This is a genomic window from Actinoplanes sp. ATCC 53533, assembly GCF_003947245.1.
In genome coordinates, this window is the sequence record NZ_QHHV01000057.1 from 1 (window position 1) to 16,957 (window position 16,957).

19 protein-coding genes and 1 pseudogene are annotated in these 16,957 nt (G+C 68.5%); 7 read left to right on the plus strand and 13 right to left on the minus strand.

Annotation, left to right across the window (positions count from 1 at the left end):
* Positions 1 to 132: 132 nt before the first annotated feature.
* From DMB66_RS19300 to DMB66_RS19320, 5 genes are all read right to left on the minus strand, one after another.
* A complete protein-coding gene (locus tag DMB66_RS19300) occupies positions 133 to 561 on the minus strand; it encodes a transposase (protein WP_125805493.1) in 429 nt (142 codons plus the stop codon).
* A gap of 51 nt (positions 562 to 612) precedes the next feature.
* Positions 613 to 888, minus strand: a complete 276-nt coding sequence (locus DMB66_RS19305; RefSeq protein WP_125805494.1) for a hypothetical protein — start codon at positions 886 to 888, stop codon at positions 613 to 615.
* A gap of 199 nt (positions 889 to 1,087) precedes the next feature.
* Entirely contained in the window at positions 1,088 to 1,519 is a 432-nt protein-coding gene (locus DMB66_RS61245) for a response regulator (RefSeq protein WP_158647284.1), read from the minus strand.
* A 241-nt stretch (positions 1,520 to 1,760) separates the two neighbouring features.
* On the minus strand, positions 1,761 to 2,336 hold the full coding sequence (locus tag DMB66_RS19315; protein WP_233624699.1) for a GerMN domain-containing protein: 576 nt from the start codon (positions 2,334 to 2,336) through the stop codon (positions 1,761 to 1,763).
* Positions 2,333 to 3,691 carry a cell wall metabolism sensor histidine kinase WalK gene (locus tag DMB66_RS19320; protein ID WP_125805497.1) on the minus strand — a complete coding sequence of 453 codons (1,359 nt, stop codon included), beginning with the start codon at positions 3,689 to 3,691 and terminating at the stop codon, positions 2,333 to 2,335. Before DMB66_RS19320 ends, DMB66_RS19315 begins: the two co-directional genes overlap by 4 nt.
* 299 nt (positions 3,692 to 3,990) lie before the next feature.
* Between DMB66_RS19320 and DMB66_RS19325 the strand changes: the two genes are divergently transcribed.
* The 4 genes from DMB66_RS19325 to DMB66_RS19335 all read left to right on the plus strand — a co-directional run bounded on the left by DMB66_RS19325 (position 3,991) and on the right by DMB66_RS19335 (position 6,643).
* Positions 3,991 to 4,290 (plus strand): GlsB/YeaQ/YmgE family stress response membrane protein, encoded by a 300-nt coding sequence (locus tag DMB66_RS19325; RefSeq protein WP_125805498.1) that lies wholly within the window; start codon positions 3,991 to 3,993, stop codon positions 4,288 to 4,290.
* On the plus strand, positions 4,287 to 4,892 hold the full coding sequence (locus DMB66_RS19330; protein WP_125805499.1) for an STAS domain-containing protein: 606 nt from the start codon (positions 4,287 to 4,289) through the stop codon (positions 4,890 to 4,892). Before DMB66_RS19325 ends, DMB66_RS19330 begins: the two co-directional genes overlap by 4 nt.
* Positions 4,893 to 5,256: 364 nt before the next feature.
* Entirely contained in the window at positions 5,257 to 5,418 is a 162-nt protein-coding gene (locus DMB66_RS61250) for a hypothetical protein (RefSeq protein WP_158647285.1), read from the plus strand.
* A 664-nt stretch (positions 5,419 to 6,082) separates the two neighbouring features.
* The gene (locus DMB66_RS19335) at positions 6,083 to 6,643 is read left to right on the plus strand and encodes a BON domain-containing protein (protein WP_158647286.1); all 561 of its coding nucleotides are present in this window, start codon (positions 6,083 to 6,085) and stop codon (positions 6,641 to 6,643) included.
* A 193-nt stretch (positions 6,644 to 6,836) separates the two neighbouring features.
* Here DMB66_RS19335 and DMB66_RS19340 read toward each other — a convergent pair whose 3' ends face one another.
* From DMB66_RS19340 to DMB66_RS19350, 4 genes are all read right to left on the minus strand, one after another.
* A complete protein-coding gene (locus DMB66_RS19340) occupies positions 6,837 to 7,562 on the minus strand; it encodes a DUF4142 domain-containing protein (protein ID WP_125805501.1) in 726 nt (241 codons plus the stop codon).
* A 76-nt stretch (positions 7,563 to 7,638) separates the two neighbouring features.
* On the minus strand, positions 7,639 to 8,193 hold the full coding sequence (locus DMB66_RS19345; RefSeq protein WP_125805502.1) for a MarR family winged helix-turn-helix transcriptional regulator: 555 nt from the start codon (positions 8,191 to 8,193) through the stop codon (positions 7,639 to 7,641).
* Positions 8,194 to 8,614: 421 nt separating this feature from the next.
* Positions 8,615 to 8,743 (minus strand): hypothetical protein, encoded by a 129-nt coding sequence (locus tag DMB66_RS65245; RefSeq protein ID WP_255440845.1) that lies wholly within the window; start codon positions 8,741 to 8,743, stop codon positions 8,615 to 8,617.
* A 1-nt stretch (position 8,744) separates the two neighbouring features.
* Positions 8,745 to 10,265, minus strand: a complete 1,521-nt coding sequence (locus tag DMB66_RS19350) for a sodium-dependent transporter (RefSeq protein ID WP_125805503.1) — start codon at positions 10,263 to 10,265, stop codon at positions 8,745 to 8,747.
* A gap of 750 nt (positions 10,266 to 11,015) precedes the next feature.
* On the opposite strand from DMB66_RS19350, the gene DMB66_RS19355 reads away from it, so the two are divergent.
* A complete protein-coding gene (locus tag DMB66_RS19355) occupies positions 11,016 to 11,666 on the plus strand; it encodes a class I SAM-dependent methyltransferase (protein ID WP_125805504.1) in 651 nt (216 codons plus the stop codon).
* A 275-nt stretch (positions 11,667 to 11,941) separates the two neighbouring features.
* Here DMB66_RS19355 and DMB66_RS19360 read toward each other — a convergent pair whose 3' ends face one another.
* Together DMB66_RS19360 and DMB66_RS19365 are read right to left on the minus strand one after the other, a co-directional pair.
* A complete protein-coding gene (locus DMB66_RS19360; protein WP_125805505.1) occupies positions 11,942 to 12,160 on the minus strand; it encodes a hypothetical protein in 219 nt (72 codons plus the stop codon).
* A 156-nt stretch (positions 12,161 to 12,316) separates the two neighbouring features.
* Positions 12,317 to 13,867 carry a DNRLRE domain-containing protein gene (locus DMB66_RS19365; RefSeq protein ID WP_125805506.1) on the minus strand — a complete coding sequence of 517 codons (1,551 nt, stop codon included), beginning with the start codon at positions 13,865 to 13,867 and terminating at the stop codon, positions 12,317 to 12,319.
* A gap of 746 nt (positions 13,868 to 14,613) precedes the next feature.
* Here DMB66_RS19365 and DMB66_RS19370 point away from each other — a divergent pair.
* Positions 14,614 to 15,105, plus strand: a complete 492-nt coding sequence (locus DMB66_RS19370; RefSeq protein WP_233624701.1) for a CAP domain-containing protein — start codon at positions 14,614 to 14,616, stop codon at positions 15,103 to 15,105.
* Between the two features lie 287 nt (positions 15,106 to 15,392).
* On the opposite strand, the gene DMB66_RS19375 is transcribed toward DMB66_RS19370, so the two are convergent.
* Together DMB66_RS19375 and DMB66_RS65935 are read right to left on the minus strand one after the other, a co-directional pair.
* Complete coding sequence (locus tag DMB66_RS19375; protein WP_125805507.1) at positions 15,393 to 15,701, minus strand: hypothetical protein; 309 nt, start codon at positions 15,699 to 15,701, stop codon at positions 15,393 to 15,395.
* Between the two features lie 55 nt (positions 15,702 to 15,756).
* Positions 15,757 to 16,023, minus strand: a pseudogene (locus DMB66_RS65935) (trans-aconitate 2-methyltransferase); the annotation flags it as partial.
* 333 nt (positions 16,024 to 16,356) lie between these two features.
* On the opposite strand from DMB66_RS65935, the gene DMB66_RS19385 reads away from it, so the two are divergent.
* The gene (locus DMB66_RS19385) at positions 16,357 to 16,818 is read left to right on the plus strand and encodes a hypothetical protein (protein ID WP_125805508.1); all 462 of its coding nucleotides are present in this window, start codon (positions 16,357 to 16,359) and stop codon (positions 16,816 to 16,818) included.
* Positions 16,819 to 16,957: the final 139 nt, after the last annotated feature.

Consider the following 16,957-nt stretch of genomic DNA (forward strand, 5'->3'; position numbering starts at 1 on the left):
GGCGCCGGGGTTTGGGTCCCAGGATCGGGCCGCGCGCGTGGCGGTAGTGGGTGGCCCGGGAACGTCCCAGCAGTCGGCACGCTGTCCGCACGGGTGTCCCGGCCTCGGTGAGGGCGTGCAGGGCCTGCTCGATCAGCGGCTCGACGGCGGCGGTGTGTCCGTGCTCTCGGCCAGCGACGCCAAGAGCTCGTGTGCTTTTCCCATGATCGACAGGGCTGCCTGGGTCTGGGCGAGTTTCGCGTTCAGCCGGGCATTCTCCGCGCGTAACCGTTCGGTCTCGCGTTCGGCCCGCGACAACCGGGCCGTCGTCGACGGGCCTGCAGAACCATTCGTGGATCCGGCCGGCGCGACGGCGTTGCGAGCCCGGGTCCATTCCTGGACGTGGGAATGGAACAGACCTTCCCGGCGCAGGACCGCGGATTTCTCGCCGTGCGGCGCGGCCTCGTACTCGGCCACCACCGCAGCCTTGTAGTCGGCGGTGAAGCTACGCCGGGTCGGACGCGGAGCCGGATCGACCGGCCCAGACCCGTTGGTCTCGGACGGCTGCTTGTTGCTGCTCACGTACGCATCTCCAGTCACGCCCTACAAGCCAACCCCGATCGCCGGGGTGTCTCACGACAGCCTGACAGGGAGGGCTTCGCGGGGCAGGTCCGCGTCCTCGACCACGAAGGAGGTCGGGGTGATGAGCGATGCGACGGCGGCAGTGACGGTCAACCGCATACCGACGGAGACGGCGTCCATCGTGTTGAGGGCTTTGCTGTGCGTCGGTTCCGGTTCGACGGCGTCCCGATCGCTGAATGCGGAGCAGCCTGTCAGCAGGACGAGGATCAGCAATAGCGGCGGGAAGTGCCACCGGACTCTCGACGACGTTCCTCGGACCATGCCCATGCCCGTGACCTGTCTGGACGGCGGTGCGGCGATCGGACTCCGACACCCTTCAGGCCACGCTAGGCGGGAGAGTCCACGCTGTCACCACAGGTTCATGTCGATCCCGTGACATCGACGCCAGGCGCCGCAAAGTCTTGATCGCTCAGGAGCGTCCGCTCGTGGTCCTGACAAGAGACAGCCGCCCTAGCACTGCGTGGTCTCACGACCGGCGCAGCACCACGAACGCCATCGGCGACAGTGCCTGCACCACAGTAGTCAGGCATCCGAAGTCGACGGGCTTGGGCAGGTAGCCCTGCACCGGTAGATCCTCCCGGCGCAAGATGCGCTCGGCGACCGGCGAGTCGACCAGAAGCATCACCGGCACCTGAGCGGTGTCGGCCCGAGTGCGCAGGTGCCGAAGCAGGAACCGGCCGTCGTGACCGGGCAGGTTGAGATCCAGGAGCACGATGTCGGGTGCCGGGGCGTCGGCGTACGGCGGCTCGCGATCCAGGAAGGCACACGCTTGTCGCACGTCACGCACGGCGTGGACCCGGTTGACGACCTTGTACGCGTTGAGGGCCTCGCGGGTATAGATCTCATCGACGGCGTCGTCCTGCACGAGAAGGAACTCGGCCGCTGCACCGCCGCTCATAGGCTCCCCGGTTACGTGCATGGTCACACAAACACCCCGGGGACTGCCCAAGGCCCGGACACCACCAACGGAACTGTCGACAAGCTCTCCGGCTGTCGGGTCACGCCGATCCAGGCCCAGGTCGCTTGCGAGTGGCACCGGGTACTCATGATCAAGCCAAGGGTCGCCGTCACGTATGGCGAGGAATACGCGTTCGTGTGACAGTTCGGTGACGAAAGTTGCCCGCCTCGCGCACGTCGGCTCACCCCGGGCCGATGAGCGATGAGTAGTCGCTGCTGTACAGCGGCCCCCGGGACAGTGAGCCGTCGGCACGGGGCACCTCCAGCCGGTCATTCCCCCGGGTGAAGACCACGGAGCCGACGTCTTCGCGGGCCGTCAGGGTGCACACGATCTGCGCGTACGCGATCATCTCGTCGTTGCGGGCGTTGGCCTCGTCCGCCTCGGTGACCTCCACCTGCGCCAGGGACGTGCCGTTGGGGAACTCGACGGCCAGGGACAAACCGGCGAGCGCGGTCGTCAGCCCCATCTCCCGCTCGGCGTCGGTCGGACCGGCAACTAGATGATCCGCCTGGCGCTGTGCCGTGGGCACCGACTCGATCCGTCGTACGGTCTGCACCAGCCGGCCGTCACGGACCAGACACAGCACCTCAGCGACCTCCCCGGCAGGACCAGGGTCGCCGGCACTCGGCGACGAAGTCGTGAACGGCCGCCGGGGCAGGTCCACGGCGTGGGGCTCGTCCTCCGCCGGCACCCCACACGCGCCCAACAGCAAGCCGGCGAGGATCAGGGCGGTGATCCGGACCGGTCCGCTGCTCACGGCAGACATCCGGCGAGCTCGAGCCGGAACCGGGCGCCCCCGCCGGGACGATCGGTGACGCTCACCGAGCCCTGGTGCGCTGCGGCGTGTTGCGCGACGATCGACAACCCGAGCCCGGTGCCGTCGGTGTCGCCACGCGCATGCGCCGCCCGGCCCCGGACGAACCGGTCGAATATCACCGCTCGGTCCTGCTCGGCGACACCAGGACCGGAGTCGTCCACCTCGACGAAACACCGGTCGGCGGCGGTGCAGCCGATGCGCACCGCGACGACCTCTCCGCCGTACCGCACCGCGTTGTCGATGAGGTTTCCGAGTGCCTGTTCGACGCGGCGCCGGTCCACGCGCCAGACACTGGGCGTGTCGGCCTGCACCTGCAGCACGTCCTCGGCGATCCCCCGCGACCGGCAGATCCGATCAGCGAGTTGCCGGACATCGACGGACTCGCGGTGCGTCGGCCGGTCGCTGCGGGCCAGCTCGAGCAGGTCTGCGACCAGCGCCTGGAAACGGGTGATCTCGCCGGTGATCAGGCCCACGGCCGCGGCCGCCTTGGGGTCGAGATCGGCACGGCGCCGGTCTATCACGCTGGCAGCCGCGGCCAGGGTCTGCAGCGGTGAACGCAACTCGTGGCTCACGTCGGCCGCGAAGCGGCGATCGCGTTCGATCCGCCGGTTCAGCTCGTCGGCCATGTGGTTGAAGGATGTGGACAGTTCAGCAAGGTCGGGCTCGGCATGCGGATCGAGCCGGGCGTCCAGATCGCCGTCGGCGATGGTCCGGGCCGCGTCGGCGACCGCGGTCAGCGGATACAGGGCGTGCCGGGTCACGTACCACCCGAGGGCGGCGCCGCCACCGGCGACCATGATGGCGACGGCGGCCAGGACCAGCGCGAGCACCTGCAGGGTGCGTTCCAGTTCACGCAGGGACACCACCTCGTAGAAGACCGCCGACGAGGACAACGGCACAGCGACGACCAGCGCCGGCTGGCCGTCCCTGCGCACACGCTGAGCGCCGGCCTCGCCGCGTTCTGCCATCGCCTGCAGCGCGGCCGGGATAGCTGCGCTGGCGTCCGGGTCGGCGAAGCGGGAGTACCACTGGCCGTCTCGTTCGAGCAGCACGTACCGGTCGGTGCCGGTGTCCAGTGACCGCAAGACCTCGATCACCGGGGGATTGCGCCCCGCCAGTCCCGCGTCCACCGCTGCCGCGTCGAAGTAGGTCGCCCGGACAGCTGTGCGTTCCCGCTCGCTGAACAGGGTCCGCCGGACCAGTTCGTAGGAGATCAGGGTCACGCACGCCGACAGCAGCAGGGCACCGATGGCGAAGGCCGCGCTTACCCGCGTCCGCAGTCCTACCCGCCTCATCGTGGCGTCGCCGGGTTCAGGCCGAGGATCTCTGTGGGCGGCACACGCGTCATATCCGCATGATGCCCCCGGGAACCCTCGCCGGCACGCCGCCGGCCGCCGGCCGCGCCTTTGTCATCCAACTGTCACGAGCCCGGGCAGCTTCCGCCGCATCCGCCCGGCAGTCTTCACGGCATAACGGAACTTCTCGCCCATGGAGGTGCGGTGATCAACAGTGCAGCCCTGACCGACCGGACACCGTTGGTCGCGGACCGGCTGCGGGACTACCCGCACCGGGGGGCGTCGAAGGATCTGCCGCGGTGACGGCAACCAGTCTGCTCACGGCGGTGACGGTCGGACTCGTCCTGGGCATCGTCGTCCGCTGGCTGGTGCCCGCCTGCCGTGGTGTCCCCTTCTGGCTGCCCCTGGCCGTCGGCGTGGGTGCGGCCTTGTCGGGCACCGTCGCCGCTCGCCTCGCCGGGGTCGACACCTCCCAGGTGAGCCTCGTTGAACTGGTTCTCCAGGTTGTACTGGCCGGCCTGGGGGTGGGTGCCGTCGCCGTGACCGCTGATCGGCAGCCTCGGACCAGCCGGTACGGCAAGACGGGCAAGCCCCGATGACCGTCGTGCCTCGCACTGCGGGCACCGCGGTCCTGATCTGCGACCGATGCGGCACGCAGGACCAGGCCGCCGCTGCCACGTCCGACAACGACGTGGTGTGGCCCTTGGTCGCCAGCGCCGGCTGGACCGGCTCACCTTTCGCGACCGGACCCCACAGCTGCCCGCACTGCGGTGATGTCGTGCCCGAACCCGCCGTGGCCGCCCAGCAGCCGCCGCCCGCGCCCGGCGCGTCGTACGGCATCCAGGTCCACGAGGACATTGACGCCATCGTCGTCACGCCGCTGATGGACATCGACGCCGACGTCGCCGAGACGCTGCGCGACGGGCTCACCGCCGCCGTCAACACCGGCCGACACGTCGTGCTGGACCTGCACGCTGTCCACCTGATCGACTCCGCGGGCCTCGGCCTGCTGGTCCGCGCCCATCAGCAGGCCAAGCGTCGCGGCGGATCGTTGTGCCTGGTGGCGCCGTCCCGGTACGTTCTCACCGTGCTGCACACGATGCGCCTCGATACCGTCTTCGCCGCCTATCCCGACGAGGAGGCCGCATTCTGTGCGCTACGCCTGGACGCAGGCCGCGCCAGCGCGCATGGGGCGGAATAAGAGTCGGTCGGCGAGCCATCCGCAGCGAGAGGGCGGACAGCGCCATGCCGCCCTCCTTCCGCGTGTGCTCAGCCGATCCCCACGATTCCCGGACGCGGCCGTCCGGCGGCGGAGCGGTGAACCGATCGCGCTGAAGTTGCCGTCGGTCCCGCATCGGTGACCGACCGGCCCCGGGGACTTGAGCGCCCCGGCGCGAGCGAAGCTCCGATGTGACGACCGGGTCGTTTGACGGTGCCGGCCAATGCTCCCCGGCGCCCGGTCCTACGCCCCACACGCCGGGAACGTCATAGGGCTGTCACCCGTTCTTGTCCGGACCACCACGACGACGGACCAACCTGGAAGAGACCCAACCAGCGGAGGGACGATGCGCACCTTTATCATGGCTGTCGCCGTTCTCGGCGCGGTCCTCGCCAGTGTCGGAGTCTTCCTGTCGTGGTGGTGGCTCGTACTCGTCGGCGCGGCGGCAGTGGTCTTCGCGGCTGTGACAGGTGCCCTCGCAGCACCGTCCACCCGGCGCGGCCGATGAGCGCGATCGATCATCGGCCGGCTCGTCGGCTGTGCCGGTAGCCCGCCACGGTGGGCCTATAACGGAGAACACGGATCCCCAAGATCACTGGCGACGAATACGACGATTGTCTCTGACATTTCAGTCAGGTAAGGCGCTTCGGCTGGTCGGCGGCGACACCCGTCCGCCCGCCTGGGCGCTGGCCTGGAGCGGCCCGACGCTGCCACCATCTGCGCCGACGTGGCCGCCCCTTGGCAGCCGCCCACACCCACGACCCGGTGCATCGCGACATCAAACCCCGGCAATATCGTGCTTTCCTGGCGACGTACATGTGGTCGTCTTCGGCCTGGTCGCACCCTACGGCACGGATCCCGCCAGCGACGGCCGAATCTGGGCACGCTCGGCTACCCAGCGGCGGGCAGTTCGACAACGGTCAGGCTGTTCCCGTCGGCGATGTCTACGCGCGGGGCGTCATGCAGTACGAATGCGTCGTCGGACGGTCGCCGTGGCCGGGTTCGTCGCCATGGTCCGCGGCCATGTCTCGCCAACCCCGGCCCTCCACCCAGATGCCGCGGCCTCGCCGGGCCGGAGGTTGTCACGGAATTGTCACCGCGCTGCGCGAGGTCTGCCATGTCTCCGCCGGACCGTGGAACTTCCCCGATTCGACGTGTTGGAGCACCCGATCATGGCATGGCCGATACCGGACGACCCGGACCACTGGAATCGTCAGCGGTTCCGGCGACGCGACGACCATGATGTGCAGTTGGCCTATCTGATCGTCGAAGAGCTGGTCGGCGACGTCCGCGTCAACAGCCAGCCGATCAACGTCGAGGTCCAGAACGGTGTCGCGGTGCTGACCGGCACCGTCGACACCGCGCAGACCAAAGAGCTGGTCGGCGACATCGCCCGGCGGGTGTACGGGGTGACCGACGTCTGCAACGCCCTTCAGGTCCCTGCCCCCACCGGTGGGATCACCGGTTCCCGGCAGTTCCACGACCTCGACTACCACTCCTCGGATCACCTGTTCCAGGAGATCATCGCCCGGCAAGCGAATGGCGATCGCGCACCGGACGGCGGTATACCGAACGCCCGGCAGTTCCGGGCGGTCCTGCTGTTTCTCGGAGCGGTCCTGTGGGGAGCGCTGACGAGCCTCATCATCTGGCTGGGCTGGGTGGGACTCGTGCTGGCCGGCGCCGCGGCCACGGTGATCGCGACGTGCTTGCACCACCGTGCCAGCCGTCGATGACTTGGCCGACCGAGAGCGGAACAACATGCCTGTGGAGGCCGCGTGGCGCTCAGGCCCGAACACCATGGGCGCCCGAGGATCTAGCCACGCTGACGGTCGGCAGGGACGTGAACGCGACTGGTCGTCACGAAGGTCCACGACCGCGTCATCCAGGCCACGCCAGTACCTGCACTCATGCACCGATCGAGGCGGGCTATCTCCGTACGCGCCGTAGGTAGATGCTGCGCGCCGCGGCAGCTGCCACCCCGGTCATCACGATCAGCACAGCCCACAACAGCCGCTGATCCACCAACGGCCGAATACCCACGTTCGCCTGCGCCAACGCCAGCTGTGAGGTGTCCTGCGCCGCCGGCAACGCGGCCGGAGCCAGCTCGGTGTACCGCACCAGACCGGTGCTCTCCAGCATCTGCATGTGGTGCATGACGAAGATGTTCGCTTCATCAGCCAGCTTGCGGACTACCGGGTTCCGCGTCCCCGCGCGGACCGCGCCGATAACCGGGAAGATCTTGCCGTGCGCCGCCCGGAGCCGGGCCACGAAGATCTCGTCGAAGCGGGTCCCGTTCGCCCCTTGCATTTCGTCGACCCAGCCCTGCTGGGCGGCGGTGGGGCTGGACGGCAACGCGGCGCCGAGCTTGTTCGCCGCCTCCACCACGAGCTGGTCCAGTTCCACGTGCTGCTGCGCGATCATCGTGCCGACCTTGCGCACCACCGCCGTACTGCCACGTTCGGCGGCCATCTGCCCTGCCGGGATCTCCCAGAGGCCGGCCTGACGCACCCCGTTGAACAGGGTCATGTCGGCGGCGTTGAGCTGGGTCGGCACGGCGGGAGCACCCGAAGCGGGAGATGGGGCCGCGGCGAGCACGATGCCAGCAACAATCAGCACAGAGGCTGCACGGACGGTCAACGTCGGACGGATCATCTCTACCTCCACAAGCGCACGCCGAGCGGCTGGGACGCGCATTCGGCAGGAGGTACGAGCGCCGCACCAAAAAGGTTCACATGTGCACCTGATTCGTGGATGAGGTCGCCTCGACGCCGTCCTCTTCCGGCACCGCGGAGGACCACTGTCTCCACCACTGGGCGTCCGGCACCTCGCCGGCAGCCTCGACCAGAGCGTGCAGTACCGCGGCGAAGGCAACGGGTCGAGCCAACGACAGGTCGGCGACGAGCGCGGCGATCGCCACGCGGCGGTGACGCATGACCTCGCCCACCAGATCCCGGCCGGCGACGGTAAGCGTCACCCAGGCCGCGCGACGGTCATCGGGCCGCTCCCGCCGGGCGACCAGGCCTTTGCGCACCAGCCGGTTACACATCCGGGTCGCCGTCGACGACGTGACCGCGAGTTCCTGAGCTAGATCGACAACCCGCTGTGGCCCTCGGGAAACGAGAATGACCAGCGTACGGAACTGTGCGAGGGTCACGTCCTCGCCCAGGCTGCCGAGTGAGCGGGCGGTCAGAGCGACGAATACGCGGCTGGTGGCCAGCAGCGCGTCGATGACCTCCTCTTCGGCGGCGGCCGGGGTGCGCTGCTGCGTCATTGCGTCGTCCATGGGTTTACTGTGCCACCAGGGCGAGACCAGTTGTCACGCGACTGTGATCGTTCCGATGGGAGATCGTCATACCTGCCGCAGCGCCGCCGGCGACGACACGGGGTTACCGAAGCGAACGTTGGTTTCCACGCTCGTCACCTCGATCCGCCTCCGCGCCTCGGCTGCACCGCAGCGCCTCGTCCTCCCGTCTGCCCGCTGGAACGGCGGCGGATGGCCCATCTGGCGACCGTCGCGGAGCAGCAACGCGGGCGTGGCCTCAAGCGCGTGCCATAGGCCGGCAGCCGCAGCCAAGCGGCGGCGAACTCTAGGACGACCGGAGTAGGCACTGCGATGCCCGCCGGCCGATGACGATGACCGCTTCGGCGGCCATGCCGTGCTGATCACTGGGGCCCCAGGCGAGCAGCGGCTCGATGTCAGGTCATCAGGACTCGCCGGTGCCGTCACGGCCGTCCGATGCGGAGCGGCGCAGGAAGTTCCACACCGCGGCGGTGAGCGTGCCCCACAGGCCGAACACCCCTACCAGCAGCATGATGACGGCGCCGGTGTCCACGTCAATCTCCGATCGATTCCGGAAGCTCCTCGTGGCGGCGCAACCTCTGCAGGACGAACGCCAGGATCAGCGTGACCAACACGATGCCCCAGCCCATCACGAGTAAGCCGCTGAGCGGATACTCCTCGTAACGATGCGTGATCTCCTGGTAGATGTTGATCGCCGCCATCACCGACAGCAGCACCGGCGTGATCACCATCAGGGAGACCGTCCACCACCACCCCACCCGAAGGTACGAGTCCCGGTTGATGTGCGCCTGGAGCGGGCCGAGCTGACGGGCGATCCAGGCGATCAGGATCACCTCGGCCAGCCCGGCGAAGATCAGACCGAAATTGTTCACGAAACGGTCCACCACGTCCAGGTAGTACAAACCGCCGCGGGTCACGTAGACGATGCTGATCAGCGCGGTGATCCCGCACGTCACGTTGATCGCGGCCACGCGCGAGAGCCGGAACTTCTCCCGGACACCAGCGACCGCGCATTCCATGATGGACACCGCGGAGGTGAGCCCGGCGAACAGCAGGGCGCCGAAGAACAATGCGCCGAACAGTGAGTTGAGCCCGGGCATCTCGTTGATGATCTGCGGGAAGGCCACGAAGGCAAGACCGACTCCGCTCTCCACCACCTCGGTGACACCGACGCCCTGCTGGGTGGCGAGGAACCCGAGCACGGAGAACACGCCGAGCGCGGCGAGAAATTCAAATCCCGAGTTGCCCATCCCGACGATGACGGCACTGTTGGACAGGTCGCTGCGACGCGGCAGGTAGCTGGCATACACGATCATGACGGCGAAGCCGATGCTGAAGGAGAAGAACACCTGCCCGTAGGCGGCGACCCACACCTGCGCATCGACAAGAGCCCCGAAGTCCGGGGTGAGCAGAACGTCGAGCCCGGCCGCGGCGCCCGGCAGCGTGAGTCCGCGGATGACGATAGCCAGAATCATCAGGACCAGCGCAGGAATCAGGATCTTCGCGGCCAGTTCGATGCCGCGGCGCACCCCGCGGCGCAGGATCAAATAGGTCAGCGCCCAGGCGACGGCGACGCTGAGCAGCACCTTCCACTGGATGCCGCCCACCGACCAGAAGCTGTCCGTGGTGCCCAGATAGGAGCCGAAGAAGAAGGCGTTGGGATCGTCGCCCCATCGGGTGCCGAACGAGTAGTAGAAATAGCTGAGCACCCAGCCGATGATCACGATGTAGTAGGTCATGATGATCAGCGAGATGCCGATCTGGAACCAGCCCAGCCACTCCGCACTCCGGCGCACGCGCCGAAAGGCGAACGGAGCGGCGTGGCGGTACTTGTGACCGAGGGAATATTCCAGGATCAGCACCGGCACCGCCGCCGTGGCGATGGCGATGAAATAGGGGATGAGGAAGGCTCCACCGCCGTTGTCGTACACAACGTAGGGGTAACGCCAGATGTTGCCCAATCCGATCGCCGAGCCCGCGGCCGCCAGGATGAACCCGAGCCGGGTGCCCCGCTGTTCTCGCGGTTCCGCCAGGGTGTCTCCGTCGGCCGCCATGTTCCCGCCTTCGACATAGCCGGATCTCATGGGATGTCGCATGCGTTAGTCAAGCTTGCTATATGCACCTTCGACCGGCACGCACGGCAGATGAGCCGCGCGGAGGGCGGCTATCCGCCGGTCCTCGACAGAACGAGGAGCTCCGCGCGCACTGCTGTGCTGCCTTCACCGAGTGCGTGCCGAGGACCGCTGGGCCAGGGCGCCCACCACAACAGACGCGACCAGGACCGCGACACCAGCCAGGATCATCCAGCCGATCGACGTCATCACGCCCACGAGCGCAAGCACAATTCCGGTCACAGCGACGACCGCACCGACTCGGTACATGAATGACGACCTCCCTCGACCCCGTGACGTGCGATCACCGGACAACGCGGCTGACCTGTGAATCCCGTTTCGTGGCTGACTATGGAGTGAAACTTCCCTCCATCGGACTCAGCCTGCACCGGTGACGTGGAGGATGCCGTGCAGAACTGTGACAGTTCGATGACAAAGCCGCAGGCACGCCAAGGTGTGTAGCCACACGGACGGTGGGCGCCGTGATCGCGAGCTGAACAACGGTTCCGACTGGTGGGCGCTTCTCGACGCCGAGCAGGCCGTTGTGGTCTCAGCGTTGACGGCGCAGGTCACGTCGTTGATCCCTGAGGTCGCGGGATTGCGTCGCCGGCTACAGATGGACTCTACGAACTCCTCGAAACCGCCTGTCAAGGCTCTTCCTATGCGCCGCCGCTGGCTGGTAGAACCACACTCGTGCGGTTCTCGCCGGTGTCGATGTTCGACCGCTGGGCGCCCGGGTACGACCACAGCGCGCTGCAGTCAGCCTATTCCCGTGCGCACCGAGCGATCCTGGGCTCGGTGACCCACCTGAGCGCTCCCCCACGAAGGATCTTGGACGTTGGCTGCGGCACTGGCCGGCTGCTCGCCGCGGCCAGCCACACCTTCTCGGAGGCCGAACTCCTCGGTGTCGACCCCTCTGCCGGCATGCTGTCGGTCGCGGAAGCGCGCAGGCCCGCGCGCTGCCGGCTGGTGCAGGCCAGCGCCGAGCATCTCCCGTTCCCCGACGACACGTTCGATCTGGTGACCGCGACGTACTCCTTCCGGCACTGGAGCGATCCGCATGTCGGGCTGCACCAGATAGCCCGCGTACTGGTCCCCCGAGGGCTGTTCGGCCTCGTCGATGTGTTTCCCGAGCAACGACGCCGGGGTTGGCCGTACCACCTCGGCGCCGACCGGCTGCTGCCGTCGGTCCTGGCCCAGACGCTGCGCTCGGCGCATCTGCGACCGACCGGAGTGACCACTATCAGCGGGTGCGGTGCGGTCACCGACATGACCGTCGTAATCGCCGTGAACGACAATGCGCAGCCCCACCAGCCAACTGGGCTCGACCGCCGCCGCGGCTGACTCGACCCGGGTCGACACCTGCCCGTGCGGCGGGAACGCACCCGATCCACCCTGAGGCGGCCAACCCACACGCGGCGATGGACGCAACCCACGGACGCCCGTCTGGCACCGCAAGCTCCCGCTCCATGTCGCGGGAGCTGTCCAGTTCTGGTGCGGTGTCGAACGGAGGTGTCAGCGGGCGAGGTCGCGGCGGCCCAGCCGCCAGGCTCCGACCGTGAGCATGACGATGGTGGCGGCGAGCAGCACTGCGGCGTCGATTGGTTGGACGCCGTTCTTCAAGGGCTCGCCACCGAAGTAGTAGCGGTACAGGGTGAGGTTGCGCAGCGAGTCGGCGCCGATTTGCGGGGCGAATCCGTACAGGCGTAGGTGGCGACGCCGAGGCCGGCGATGAGACCGAACACGGTGGCGCGGCCCTTGCCGGTGGCCGCACCGATGGCAGTGGCCAGGGCGCCGAACAGCAGTCCCAGCAGGGCCAGGTTGAGGAAGCCGCTCACGGTGATCGTGTGGAGCTCGGCGGCGGGGTCGTTCCACCGTTGCCAGAACGTGAGCTCGGGCAGCGTGCGGCTATGCCGAGGCCCGTGCCGGTCCTGCCGGGTGCCTGGGTCGGCCGCCCGGCAGGAGCGTCGGGCGGCCGATCATTGGGCGGTGGCTCAGCGGAGATTGACGTTGAAGATGGGGTCGGCGGCGAGGTCGCGGAACGTGGCCAGTGCTTGCGGAGTGCTGGCGATGCTGATGTTGCGGTCGCCCTCGTCGTCGCGTTCGGTGTCGAAGTAGACGATGGCCTTGACGGCGGGGCGCTTGGCCAGCTCGGGGGCGACGGTGCGGAATGCCGGTGACTTGTCGACGGTGTGGGTGGTGCGGTGATAGACGCCCCACTCAGCGACCATGATCGGTTTGGTGGGGTGGGCGGTGGTCGCCCAGTCGTAGAAGCCGGTGCCGCCGCCGGTGGGCTCGCGGTCGAGCAGGTCGGCGAAGTCGCCGTGGTGGTAGTAGCCGGGTTCGGCGCTGACGTAGGAGTCCAGGCCGATCCAGTCGACGACGTCGTCGCCGGGATACAGGTCGGACCACCAGGACTGCGCCAGCCACTTCTCGTTGCCCATGTACGCGACGACGTTGATCGCGTTGGTGACACCGGCGGCGCGTAGCCGCTGGATAACATGGCGGTACATGGCCGCGTAGTCCTTGGCGGTCATGCCAGAGCCGGCGGCCGGGTTGACGTCGTTCTCCGGCTCGTGGTGCAGGGCGAGGAAGAACTTCTCCGGGTAGGTGGCCTTGATGTAGGCGGCCCAGTTGTCGATCCGGGCGTCCTTCTCGCCGGCGGCGACCTTGGCCCAGGTGGTGCCGTAGGCGATCTTCCAGTTGAGCAGCAGTGCCCGGGGCTTGGCGGGGTCGCGGGTCATCGCGATCTCGGCCTTGGTGGGGAACTTCTCGTCGCCCTTGTGGTACTGGTGGAAGATCGTCGCGGTGCGGCCGGTGGCCTGTTCCCACTGCTGCAGCGCGATGTCGCGGGGGGTGTCGGTGAACCCGCCGGCGGCGGCTCCCCACAGCACGCCGCAGGACGGCACCAGCAAGGTGTCCACCACGCACTGCTGGGCAGCGGCGGGCGTGGCGGGTGCCGGTGTGGCTGGCGCGGGAGCGAGGGTCGTCTTGCGGATGGTCAGGCGCAGTTGGGGGCCGCCGGTGGTGGCGGTGCCGTACTCGACGGAGCGTAGCCGGGTGACGGCGGTGGTGGCCGACGACTTGAGCGCGAAGGCGTACACGCCGGGCCTGGTGACGACCTTGCTCAGGTCGAAGGTGGCCCCGGTGGTGGTGGACGTCAGTTTGACGGTGCCGACGGTGGCGCCGGCGCGCGGTGCCCGGGCGGTGGTGAGGGTCTTCTCCGTCCAAGCGGTGCTGGGTACCCGCATGAGGGTCAGCGTCGACGCCGGGGGCTTGGCGGCCAGCGGCAGCTTGAGCTGGGCACCGGCGAGGGTGGCGCCGGCGGGCAGGGCCTTGACGGTGAACTTGAGGTAGGACATGCGGGTCTCGCCGTTGGCGCGTCCGACGACGAGTTTGTCGGCCTGGCCGAAGGCGGTCGTCCGTCGGGTGCTGGAGGTGTAGGTGTCGTCGCTGGCGTACACGCTCGTCGTCGTCGTGGTGATAGTGGCTGCGTTCGCCGTCCCGGCCGGTGCGAGACCGGTAACGGCCACTACCGCGGCCACGGCCGCTGCGATGGCGCTGCGTTGTGCTGGCAAGACCCGTACTCCCGTCGCTGACGTCGCTGGTCAGTTACGACGGTGCGGGCCTGCCGGTACGGGCACCGACGCCAACCGGGAGCAGGACGGGTGCCGTTGCCACCGGCGACCCGCGGGCCGGCCACGCAAGCTGACAGCCCGTCACCGCCGAGCGGGAGCCGCGCGACAGGCTCCCGCTTGCCGCTTGTCCTGCAGCACCTGACCCGGTTCGCTGATCAGCCGGGCGCCGTCGGCGATGCCGGCCCGCGAGGCCGGCACTTCGTACGGCCCTCATGCCTGCTGCGAGCCGTGGCCGCCCCCCGGTGCGCTGGGCCTCGCGACGCTCGCGGTCGAGAGCGCACCGTCCTGCGCTGCCGCGACCACACCACCCAAGCCGCAGACCCCATAGGTTGGCCGACCTGCGTGGCCAGGACGCGGCAGTCGCCGACGGCGCGCTCCAACAATTGGATCGACGTGGGACGTGATCGCTTCTGATGTCGAGCTCGAGAGCGCTCAATCGCACGAGAACAACACGCTCCGCCAGTCCTTTCGCACCCGTACGGCAACCGCCCGGCCACCGCTCGGGAACCGCCGGAAGACAGGCACCCGGGCGGATACTCAGCACTAACGGCAAGGCACCTGAATAGGTGTCAACGAACCCCGCACGGCCGCCGAAAAAGGGAAGGCGTACCCGGCGATATGCGCCGGGCGGAGTTCGTCGAAAGGCTGTGCCCGTGCAGAAGACCCTGGTCCGTCGCCTCGCCACCCTCGCGCTGATCCCCGCCGCAGCACTGATCGGCCTGGTCACCGTCGCAGCGCCGGCACAGGCCGCGGTCGTGTCCACCTCGACGCTGCAGACGCAGGTCGTGGCCCTGTCGAACCAGGCGCGGGTCAAGGCCGGCTGCAAGGCACTGAAGGTCAACGCGGCGCTGCTCTGGGCCGCCCGCGGGCACAGCAAGTACATGGCGACCACCGGCCGGTTCAGCCACACCGGCTCGCGGAACTCCACGTTCATCGCCCGCGCCCGTGCCGCCGGCTACACCGCCGCGCGCAGCGAGAACATCGCCTGGGGCTACCGCAGCGCCCGCGAAGTCGTCAACGCCTGGCTGAAGTCCCCGGGCCACCGCCGCAACCTGCTCGACTGCCGCGCCAAGGCCTTCGCCGTCGGCGTCATCAACTCCACCAACGGCACCCCGTACTACACCCAGGACTTCGGCAGCCGCTGATGTTTCCACACCCGAAGACCGGTGGCATGCCCGTATGCCAGCCGGTCTATTTCTCGTGCGGGTGACGACGAAGGCGACCGCATCATCAGCGTGCCAGCACCCGCATTCCTTCGCCACGTGCCGCGCATTCGCCGCCGACATCCTGTTCAACGTCGACCTGCGCTGCCACCGCCACAGGCGGCGAGCCGGGCCGGCGGCGCCGACCAGGTGGCCCGCCGCCGTCCGAGGTTGGGGTTCGCCGCGCCGGCCAACCGACCGGGCCAAAGTATGCCCCGCACTGCCGTGGCTCACATCTTCAGGTGGTAGAAGCGCCAGAATTCGTTGTCGATGGGTAGAGTCTCGGCCGTTCCGAAGCCCGCGTCGAGTGCGTATCGGCGTACGGTGTCGGTGCGCATGACCGCTCCGGTGCCGGCGGCGGGCGGGTCGGTCATGCCGACGGGTAGGCAATGGGTCAGGCTGAAGCCGTAGTAGAGGCGCTCGATGTCGTCGCCCGGTGCGGTGAAGGTGTCCGCGACGCGCTCGTCGACGACGATGACGGATCCGTCGGCGGTGAGTAGGCCGCGGGCCGCCCGGAGCACCCGCGCGGGGTGTGACATGTCGTGGAGTGCTTCGAAGATGGTGACCAGGGTCGTAGCGGCCGCGCAGGTCCGGGTCGGCGGCGTCGGCCACGTGGAAGGTGACGCGGTCGGCTGTGCCACTGCCTTTTTGGTTGCGGAACGCCAGCTCGATGGAGGCCGCGTCGAGGTCGAGGCCGTCGACGAGGACGGTCGGGTACGCCCGGGCGATGGCGATCGTGGAGTGGCCCGCGCCGCAGGCCAGGTCGGCGACGCGGGCCGGCGGGTGGGCCTGGAGTCGTGCGTGGACGTCGGCCACCGCGGGGAGCCATTGGCTGCCGAGGAGGAACGCCGCACGAGCCACCAGGACCGTCTACTCCGGAATCCGAACCCGCGACCGCGACCACATCGACACCCGCACATCCCATCCCGCAGCCGCTGACGGAAGGAAACACGACCGCGAACAGGGATCATCACCCCACGACCGGCCAGACAGAACGACCTCGACGGCGTGTCACGAATTGGAAAGCAGAATCACGTGAGGCCACCTTCAGATTGTGCTCAGCAATTCCTCAGCACTCCGACAAGGATTCCGTGCACCCGGTCGGGAAACTCAGAGGCGTCGGTCGGGGTGCTGCACACAGACCCACGGTCCGGCGTCCAGTTCAGACACCCGAGAGAGTGAGGACACACGAAGATGCGCATCAAGATCGGAACTCCTGCCCCGACCCGCCGTCTGCGCGGCCTGGCGCTGGTCATCGCCACCGGAGCCACCGTGGGTTCGGTTCTGGTCGCGGCCGCCCCGGCGAACGCGAACGCGACCACCAAGAGGGTGGCCGCAGACGGCAACTCCGTCACGTTCACCACCAGTGACAGCAGCCGGGACGTCAGCGGGAGTGTCGAGTTCACGATCGACCGTGACGGCAACTGGAAGATCGACGCCGACGCACGCAACGGGAACCTCGTCGGCCGCAAGGTCCACTGGATCTGCGACCTGACGCTGGGGTCGTCGAACCTGCGCAAGTCGACCGGCACCAAGAAGGTGCCGGGCAAGAAGACCCGCAGCCTCGACGCCGCCGCTTACGAGCCGTTCATCGACGCCAGCTACGACCAGCTCGCCACGGCCGGGCAGGCCGACTGCGACATCGTCATCGGCTGACAGCACGTCGCGCGGACGCACCACGGCGCCCGGCGCCGGGCGGGTGCCAGAGCACGCACCGGACCAGGGTGTGGTGCGGCGATTCACGGCCGCACCACACCTCGAACGCCGAGTACAAGTGCCTGTCGGAGCGGGCTTC

Bases quoted from the DNA above. Each gene is read 5' to 3' on its own strand.
- DMB66_RS19305 (WP_125805494.1), bottom strand. From the start codon at position 888: ATGGGCATGGTCCGAGGAACGTCGTCGAGAGTCCGGTGGCACTTCCCG.
- DMB66_RS61245 (WP_158647284.1), bottom strand. From the start codon at position 1,519: ATGAGCGGCGGTGCAGCGGCCGAGTTCCTTCTCGTGCAGGACGACGCC.
- DMB66_RS19320 (WP_125805497.1), bottom strand. From the start codon at position 3,691: ATGAGGCGGGTAGGACTGCGGACGCGGGTAAGCGCGGCCTTCGCCATC.
- DMB66_RS19330 (WP_125805499.1), top strand. From the start codon at position 4,287: ATGACCGTCGTGCCTCGCACTGCGGGCACCGCGGTCCTGATCTGCGAC.
- DMB66_RS61250 (WP_158647285.1), top strand. From the start codon at position 5,257: ATGCGCACCTTTATCATGGCTGTCGCCGTTCTCGGCGCGGTCCTCGCC.
- DMB66_RS19335 (WP_158647286.1), top strand. From the start codon at position 6,083: ATGGCATGGCCGATACCGGACGACCCGGACCACTGGAATCGTCAGCGG.
- DMB66_RS19340 (WP_125805501.1), bottom strand. From the start codon at position 7,562: ATGATCCGTCCGACGTTGACCGTCCGTGCAGCCTCTGTGCTGATTGTT.
- DMB66_RS19345 (WP_125805502.1), bottom strand. From the start codon at position 8,193: ATGGACGACGCAATGACGCAGCAGCGCACCCCGGCCGCCGCCGAAGAG.
- DMB66_RS19350 (WP_125805503.1), bottom strand. From the start codon at position 10,265: ATGGCGGCCGACGGAGACACCCTGGCGGAACCGCGAGAACAGCGGGGC.
- DMB66_RS19375 (WP_125805507.1), bottom strand. From the start codon at position 15,701: ATGTCACACCCCGCGCGGGTGCTCCGGGCGGCCCGCGGCCTACTCACC.
- DMB66_RS19385 (WP_125805508.1), top strand. From the start codon at position 16,357: ATGCGCATCAAGATCGGAACTCCTGCCCCGACCCGCCGTCTGCGCGGC.